The following is a 7,584-nucleotide window of genomic DNA, read 5'->3' as shown; positions in this document are numbered from 1 at the left end:
AATTATGTGTCGCTGAACTTGAATCATTCCTCAATTGCTATCGTGATTTTTCTTAACTTATTCAGCAAGCCCTAAATATACTTCTGAGGGAGTCGGATGGTGAGTCGCATAGTCAAAAGGATCGATTCTGACTACGGCGATATCCGGTTCGGGTTCAGAATTGTCATCAAGGGCGATCGGGCTTTTATTATAAACAGCAGCCTGATTTCCCAGAAGATTGTGCAGCAGGTTAGCAGTGCGTCTAGTGGCGGAAGCGTGAACTGTTCCTTTTGCACTTATTTTTATAATATTTCCTTCTATTAATTCGAGTCGTTCTTCTGGGTTAAAAATTCCGATTTCTGCCAGCTTGTGATACTCTTTAACTGTCCATTTACGGAGCGTGAAAGGGGCTTCTGTTGTTAGCATATCTCGATGGATAAATTTATAACTGATTTAACTGGTTCCCAGGCTCTGCCTGGAAACCGATATCTAGAGGCTCTGCCTCGCAAGCTTTTAACTGGTTCCCAGGCTCTGCCTGGAAACCGATATCTAGAGGCTCTGCCTCGCAAGCTTTTATGGAAATGGGAGGCAGAGCCTCCGGATATGCGTTACCAGGCAGAGCCTGGTAACGAGTAGAGCAGTTAAGATGCTCCGAAATTGATTTTTGTTACTTCACCGGCGACAACATTAACTGTTTGTGGAATTTGACTACCCTCAACTTTCAACTGATAAGTTCCCGGAGAAAGCTCGATCGCCCCAAACCATCCTTTACCATCGGCGCGCAGTTGACGCACCTTGGCAGCAGCATCGATCGACTGCAATGTCAAGCTGGCACCGTCGCAATTTCGATCGCACCGCTGCAAATTTCCAGCGATCGCACCTGTAGTCGGCCGCGACTTCCAAGGCATATCGGGAACCGCTGCTGCTGTCGCCCACACAGGCTGAGTTTCGTAGGTTTTACCCGTCGCAGCATCAACGTATTGACTCGGCACAGAAAGCGCGGTGTAAAACAAATCGTTGCTTTGGGGAACGTATTTCCAAGGCTGGCGGGGCAAATCACCGCTACCGCCCGATCGCAGTTCCACATTCGTGTACACGTTGCTGCTAGCGTAGGAATAGAGCACCGTACCCGCTACGTGATTTCCTTTCGCAGAAGGCCCTTCGGCGCGGCGAACCTGCGCTAGGGTGTCTTCGATGTAGTTGAGGTAATTGCCCGGGCCGATCGCAATTTGGCGGTTGTACTGGTGGTCTTTAGCGTACTCGATCCAGTTGTCGTAAGCGAGTTTTTGCGATCGTTTGTACTCGCGCTGGTAAGTCATCGGCATCGCCATGTCTACGATGCCTTCTTCCAGCCAAGCGCGCCAATCCTGCAATACTTCTTTGTAAGGCTGCGTTTGATACCACCCTGCATCGTTTTTCGGGCCGTCTCCCCAGGCGATCGTGGCGGCGGTAATTTTAACGCGCGGTTTAATCGCAAGGCTTTCTACATAAAGCTTCCGGACTAAATTTGTCACCTGTTCGCGCCGCCACTGCATCCAGGCGGGATCGGTGGGTGCGGGTTTGCCCGATCGACCTGTTTGCTGATTGAAACGGGCGATCGCAGTCGGATTGTAGCCCCAAGTCGGCCCGCCGTAGCGCACATAATCCAACTGTACGCCGTCCACATCGTAGCGCTTCAGCAAGTCCAAATAGACGGAAACAGTATAATCTAGGGCGTCTGGATGGCCGGGATCGAGATAGCCTTGGGCTTGCCCACCGTAAGTCAGCATCGCCCAATTGTCGCTGCCGGGGGCAGAAGGCCCGTGTTGTTGCCAAACGTGACCGGCGGGAATTTTGGTGCCCGAAACCACCGGCAGCGTCACCATCCAAGCGTGTACTTCAATGCCTGCGGCGTGGGCTTTGTCAATCAAATCTTGCAGGGGATCGAAACCCGCCGGAACGTTGGGATCGAGGGTGCGGGGTTCGATCGCACTCGTGTAAAAAGCATCGCCACGGCGGCGGACTTGGGCGACGATCGCATTGGCATTTGCCCGCTGCGCGTCTGCGATCAATTTTGTGACTTCTTGAGGGGTTTTGAAGCCGGGGTTGAAGGCGTCCACCCAGAAGGCGCGAAAATCGGCGGTTTGAGTTTGCGGGGGCATAGTTGCGATTGCCCGGGAGGGGAAGTTTGAGAACCAACCAGGAGTCAGCAGAAAACTAATTGTTAAGCCAATCAGGAACAAGCTTGACAAAAAGAATGTTTTGGTATTTCGCATCAGAAATGTGTGAGAGAGCGTTTAACAGTCCTTTACAGACTTTTGGTTTGAGCGTCCGCTTGACATTTTCGCACAATCGTACATTAATTGGGCCGATCGGTAAATAGTTGAGTAATACCGCTGGGATAGTCGAGAATGAGATTAAAATTGACCTCGGCAAAATTGGCGATATTTTCCGATATTTCAATATAGCGGTTGAGCCAGTAAATTGAATCCGCTACACCACTTAACATAGTTTTACAGGCTAAATAGGGTTTTAATGATTTTCATTTTGGCTGTATCAAGGCCGGGTTCAAGTTTGGCAATTGGAGTTAGGCTTTTCCACTTGCCTTTATTCGCGTTGAAAATAGCATCTGCTGTTTTTTCGGCATCAATCTTATCAAAGCCTCCTATTTTATTAGTGGATAAGTAATTGAGGCGATCGAAAATTTCATCTCTAGATGCACGTTTCACGCTAACTGCTTCAGGCGGTGGCGGCGGTGGCGCCACTGGAGCAGGCGATAGAAAGCAGACTTTGGCAAGTGCATCCAACTTTTTACCCTTAGTAATGCCACATTTTAAGCTGATAACAGGGTTAAAGTTTGACCACGTTTCCCGATTGGCTGCTGAAATGCGATTAGCTGCTACAATAACATCCAATCCCTTCAATGCACTTCCTGGTTCTGCAACCAAATATCTAAGTGCAGCGAGAATAGTATCTCTTGATGCTGTGCTAAGGTTAACTTTTGGTATGACTTCCCTTGCTAAAATTTTAGCTTGCTCAATGTTTTTAGATTCTGGCTCAATGATTATGCACCAGACTCGCTCTAGTTCAGCTTGTTGAGCGACTGCATAAATAAACGAATTGCTGACTACTTGATATTGATAATCACCTGTTTCTTTAACAATCACAGGAATCCAATTGCGTCCGCCAGCGTTCAAAATAGCCTCGGCTGCGGCGGTGATAATAAACTCAGATTCAGAGCAGGGTTCCCCTGGTTCAATATCAGCTAATGGCAGGTGCATCAGCTTACCGATGTCATCATATTTACTCATTGTAAGAAATACTCCTTAATTAGACCAAAATAGTGTTCAGCAGCGGTCTTGTTAAGAAAGACAGCGGGAATATGAGAGAAAGCAGCATTGGCAACAGTTGCATAGCTGGGAATGCTGAAGATAGTTTTGTCAGCCTTCCCGCTTGTAGATTTAGGCCAATAATATGGTAGCAGATCAAAGCTGCCTTTTTTAGCTTGATTAATTATTTTTTCAATTTCCAGATTCGCTGTCTGAAGCCCAGGATCTGTGATCTTCTCTCCATTGAAAAAGATGGGTAAGGCAATTGGCCCACCATCTCCTCTTTCTTGTTTAATTTCGGGAATAAAATTTGTAATTACCCTCGCGGCATTGTGTAGTGAGGCTAATCCATTATGCTTGGTAGGGATGAGAACAACGTCAGAGGCATAAAGACTGCTCTGACTGAAAAATAACCATTGGGTAGGGCAATCAATCAATATGTAATCATATTGATAAACAAAAGTTTTAAGGATATCTCGCAATCTTTTTGGCCCCCTTGGAACTGTCATACTCTTTGTTGTATGGTTTACACTCTGCTCTGTAAATTCTTCCATTCTTTCATCTGATGGAATCACCTCAAAAAGATGTAATTGTTGTCCCTGTTTGTTGGTGTGAATAAAAGGAACAACTGTTTTGATAACATCTGCTTTGGGATTAATTAGACAGTCAGATAAAGTAATAGAGCCTACGCCTAATCCAAGAGTTTGCGTTAAATCTCTTTGTGAATCAAAATCAACTACTAGAACTTTCTTGTTTTGTTTTCGCAAAATTGCTGCTAAATTGAGCGTTGTTGTCGTTTTGCCTACACCTCCTTTATTGTTATAGATACAAACCGTCAATGCCTTGGGCGGGTTGTCAATCAAAGATTTGATATGTTGGACAATGGCACTAATATTACTTTTGTTAATCAGAGTGCAAGCAGTTGCTGGAATTACAACTTTCCCATGCCTCTGAAATAACTGGATATGAATGCCATTGGTAATAATGCCCCATTGAGCGGTTTGACATTTAGGAGATAGCAGATATCTTTTAATCTGTTCCCTAGTAGCGTTATATTTGGGAGTACCTTCCGCCAAGTTAATTTTAGCTCCTGTCGCTATTGCCCGTCCCTTGCCTTCAACAAGTAAGTAGGGATCAACACCCGAAAACAAAAACTTATTAGTCCCAATATTTTTACGAGCGGCGAAATCTACTGTATCAGCACCTCGACCTGTTGGAAATTGCGGAAACAGCATTTCATTTTTAGTGAATCCAAGTGCTTCTATCAGAACCGACGTAAATTGAGAGTTGACGATCGCTTCACTGGCATTCTCTGGAATGCTATCTAAAACTTGACTCCAGTTGATAGTTGTCATCATTTATAGCTAGATACTTAAGTAAAATCATAACGCTTGGTTTGAGTTTGTGTCATCGTTAGCTACCTCCCGCTCTAGCTATATGAACAGTCAACATACTTTGGGATAAGTTATATATTTTCTAGGGCGCTTGACATTTTTGCACATCCGTGGCATTTTGGGCGAAAATACACTGAACTGGCGATCGGCAGCATCACCTAATTTTCGGGATACTTTCTTGAACTGTGAAGGATACGGAGAATTTCTACGTTTTCTTCTTTTACTCGATAGATGATGAGATAAGAGGTATTGGAAATGACAAGTTCTCTAGTAGCTTCTGGGCGACCAACTCGACCCATAAAAGGAAACTCTGCGAGTTGACCTACAGCACTCTGAATCCTTAAAATTAATTGCCTTGCTGCCTCTGGATCATCTTTGACAATATATGCGTGAGCCTGTTCTAGATTTCGCAAAGATTGTCGCAGCCACTTAATTTTTATTAATCAATTTGGCAAAAACTGCTTGGACTTCATCATCGCTGGCAAAGTCTCCAGCTTCCGCCTCGGCAACGCCTTTATTAATCTCATCGAGCAGCCATTGATAATTTTCTAGGTAAGAAGCGATCGCTTCGTTCAAAACATAAGTTAAATCGCGATCGGTGACAGTAGCGATCGCCTTCAGCGCCTCTTTTTTTTCGCTATCAAGGAGAAATGTAAAACTTTCTTGACTCATGGCTGCCCTTTGCTGTTATGGGAAGAGAGTAAACTGGTACTATGATAGCGTATAGGTTCCTATTTTGGCGAAAATACACTGAACAGGCGATCCTCTTCGAGGGCTTCGCTAACGCACTTTTTGAACAAATGATAGTACCGCACTTTCAAACGCTAGCCCTTCCGGGTAACAGCTACTCAACTGCAAGCAATTTACTCGATCGAGTAGATGGCTGGCGCCAAGAAGCAACCCGAAAGTTGCAGCAAAGCCAGAGAGGAGAAAAAGGACAATTTTTAACACCTTCCTCAGTCGCAAGTTTGATGGCGGGAATGTTTGAATTTAACTGTCCCGATATATCGCTTTTAGATGCCGGTGCAGGAATTGGTTCGCTGTTAGCAGCAGTTGTTTGCGAACTTTGTCAGCGCCCAAACAAACCGCGTAGCCTGCACATTACAGCTTATGAAATTGACCTTATTTTGATTGAATACCTCAAGCAAACTTTAGAATTGTGCAGTATAGAATGTCAGCGTTTTGGGATATCTTTTACCTGTGAGATTCGCGAAATTGATTTTATTCAAGACAGCGCCGCTATGTTGCAGCCCAATCTATTTACACAGCCAGTAAAACGGGAATTTACCCATGCAATTATCAATCCTCCCTATGCCAAAATAGACGCTAAATCCCAAGCCAGAACCTTGCTGCGTTCTATAGGACTAGAAACCAGCAATCTCTACGCTGGCTTCACAGTTGCTGCAGCTCACCTGCTCAAACCAAATGGTGAATTAGTATCGATTACTCCCCGCAGCTTTTGCAACGGTTTATACTTTCGAGATTTCCGCAAAGTCTTCCTTCAAATGATGGCTTTACGCCAAGTACACATCTTTGAATCCCGACAGTTGCCATTTCGCGATGATGCGGTGCTGCAAGAAACTATTATTGTGCGCGCCACCAAACAAATAGAACAGCCAGATACTGTACTAATTACCTCAAGCAGCAGCGCGGGCGACGACCTGGTTTTATCTCACCAACTGCCCTATACCGCCCTAATTAATCCCAAAGACTCCGAGCAATTTATTCGGATTCTACCGGATTCTCTCAGCCAGAAAGTAGTCGAGCAAATGGCTCAATTTACTTGCACCCTAGAGGAATTAGGCTTAACAGTTTCCACCGGAAAAGTTGTAGATTTTCGTGTTCGCTCTGACTTGCGGCTAAAACCTGAAAACGGTACAGTTCCGCTGATTTATCCCGCACACTTCTCGGCTGGCGGTGTTGAATATCCCACAGCCACGAGAAAGCATCAAGCTTTAGCTGTCACGGAAAAAACTGCTGCACTCCTCGTACCTAACGAACATTATGTTTTGAGCAAGCGCTTCTCCTCAAAGGAAGAGAAAAAGCGAATTGTTGCAGTTGTCTGGGATGCCAATAAAATTAATAGTTCTAGCGTTGGTTTTGAGAACCATTTGAATTACTTTCACCAACAGGGACGCGGATTAGACCTCACCCTGGCGCGGGGATTGGCCGTTTATCTAAATTCGAGTTTGGTAGATGCGTTTTTCCGACTTTTCAACGGACACACTCAAGTTAATGCTACGGATTTACGCAATTTGAAGTATCCTAATCTAGAGCAATTACTTTTACTTGGCGCTCAAATAGGAGAAGTATTTCCTACACAGCGGGAGATCGATCGACTTGTCGAGACACAACTGCTTAACGCGACCAATCCGTTAGAGAATAGTCCGATGACAATCAAGAACCGTATTGATGAATCTCTAAAAATACTTGCAGCCCTGGGTTTTCCAAAAGGTCAGCTTAACGAACGTTCCGCCTTAACCCTTCTGGCTTTGCTTGACCTCAAGCCAAAGGATGCTTGGGAATTGGCAAAATCTCCACTTCGGGGAATCACACCAATTATGGAATTTATCGATCGGGAGTACAGTAAAAAATATGCACCAAATACGCGGGAAACTGTGCGCCACCAGACTGTGCATCAGTTTCTAGATGCAGGTTTAATTGTTGTTAATCCTGACAGTCCCGAACGTCCGGTGAATAGTCCAAAAACTGCATATCAGATAGAAGAAAGTGCTTTTGAACTGCTGCGGACTTATGACACTTCTGACTGGGAAAAGAATGTTCGCGCTTACCTCGTTCATTTTAAGGAAGAAAAATTATTGCAGGCTTATTCCAAAAATGAAAATATTTGTGAGCCAGAATGATGCTAAAATACACTATTTATATGGCTGCCGCTGGCAGGG

The 7,584-nt window shown here is 44.9% G+C and carries 8 protein-coding genes; 1 reads left to right on the top strand and 7 read right to left on the bottom strand.

The annotated features are described in order from the left end of the window. Positions 1-57 precede the first annotated feature (57 nt). From QUB14_RS09365 to QUB14_RS09335, 7 genes are all read right to left on the bottom strand, one after another. Positions 58-405: a Uma2 family endonuclease gene (locus QUB14_RS09365; protein WP_333216340.1), complete on the bottom strand. Its 348-nt coding sequence runs from the start codon at positions 403-405 to the stop codon at positions 58-60. Between the two features lie 215 nt (positions 406-620). Then, positions 621-2,120 carry a family 10 glycosylhydrolase gene (locus tag QUB14_RS09360; protein WP_333216338.1) on the bottom strand — a complete coding sequence of 500 codons (1,500 nt, stop codon included), beginning with the start codon at positions 2,118-2,120 and terminating at the stop codon, positions 621-623. Between the two features lie 197 nt (positions 2,121-2,317). Next, on the bottom strand, positions 2,318-2,467 hold the full coding sequence (locus tag QUB14_RS09355; protein ID WP_445251826.1) for an alpha-E domain-containing protein: 150 nt from the start codon (positions 2,465-2,467) through the stop codon (positions 2,318-2,320). 4 nt (positions 2,468-2,471) lie between these two features. After that, entirely contained in the window at positions 2,472-3,269 is a 798-nt protein-coding gene (locus tag QUB14_RS09350) for a hypothetical protein (RefSeq protein WP_333208652.1), read from the bottom strand. Continuing rightward, the gene (locus QUB14_RS09345) at positions 3,266-4,645 is read right to left on the bottom strand and encodes an AAA family ATPase (protein ID WP_333208651.1); all 1,380 of its coding nucleotides are present in this window, start codon (positions 4,643-4,645) and stop codon (positions 3,266-3,268) included. The genes QUB14_RS09350 and QUB14_RS09345 overlap by 4 nt, the downstream gene beginning before the upstream one ends. Positions 4,646-4,839: 194 nt before the next feature. Continuing rightward, a complete protein-coding gene (locus QUB14_RS09340) occupies positions 4,840-5,094 on the bottom strand; it encodes a type II toxin-antitoxin system RelE/ParE family toxin (protein WP_333216336.1) in 255 nt (84 codons plus the stop codon). A gap of 16 nt (positions 5,095-5,110) precedes the next feature. Then, entirely contained in the window at positions 5,111-5,353 is a 243-nt protein-coding gene (locus tag QUB14_RS09335) for a CopG family transcriptional regulator (protein ID WP_333216334.1), read from the bottom strand. A 128-nt stretch (positions 5,354-5,481) separates the two neighbouring features. Here QUB14_RS09335 and QUB14_RS09330 point away from each other — a divergent pair, with 128 nt between their 5' ends. Then, complete coding sequence (locus QUB14_RS09330; RefSeq protein ID WP_333216332.1) at positions 5,482-7,545, top strand: Eco57I restriction-modification methylase domain-containing protein; 2,064 nt, start codon at positions 5,482-5,484, stop codon at positions 7,543-7,545. Positions 7,546-7,584 lie beyond the last annotated feature (39 nt).

The organism is Microcoleus sp. B3-D2 (genome assembly GCF_036705345.1).
GTDB lineage: Bacteria > Cyanobacteriota > Cyanobacteriia > Cyanobacteriales > Microcoleaceae > Microcoleus.
The sequence above is the reverse complement of the archived record's forward strand: the minus strand, read 5'-3'. Positions and strand labels throughout refer to the sequence as shown.

Coding starts and splice junctions, on each gene's coding strand:
- QUB14_RS09365 (WP_333216340.1), bottom strand. CDS start 405: ATGCTAACAACAGAAGCCCCTTTCACGCTCCGTAAATGGACAGTTAAA.
- QUB14_RS09360 (WP_333216338.1), bottom strand. CDS start 2,120: ATGCCCCCGCAAACTCAAACCGCCGATTTTCGCGCCTTCTGGGTGGAC.
- QUB14_RS09355 (WP_445251826.1), bottom strand. CDS start 2,467: ATGTTAAGTGGTGTAGCGGATTCAATTTACTGGCTCAACCGCTATATT.
- QUB14_RS09350 (WP_333208652.1), bottom strand. CDS start 3,269: ATGAGTAAATATGATGACATCGGTAAGCTGATGCACCTGCCATTAGCT.
- QUB14_RS09345 (WP_333208651.1), bottom strand. CDS start 4,645: ATGATGACAACTATCAACTGGAGTCAAGTTTTAGATAGCATTCCAGAG.
- QUB14_RS09335 (WP_333216334.1), bottom strand. CDS start 5,353: ATGAGTCAAGAAAGTTTTACATTTCTCCTTGATAGCGAAAAAAAAGAG.
- QUB14_RS09330 (WP_333216332.1), top strand. CDS start 5,482: ATGATAGTACCGCACTTTCAAACGCTAGCCCTTCCGGGTAACAGCTAC.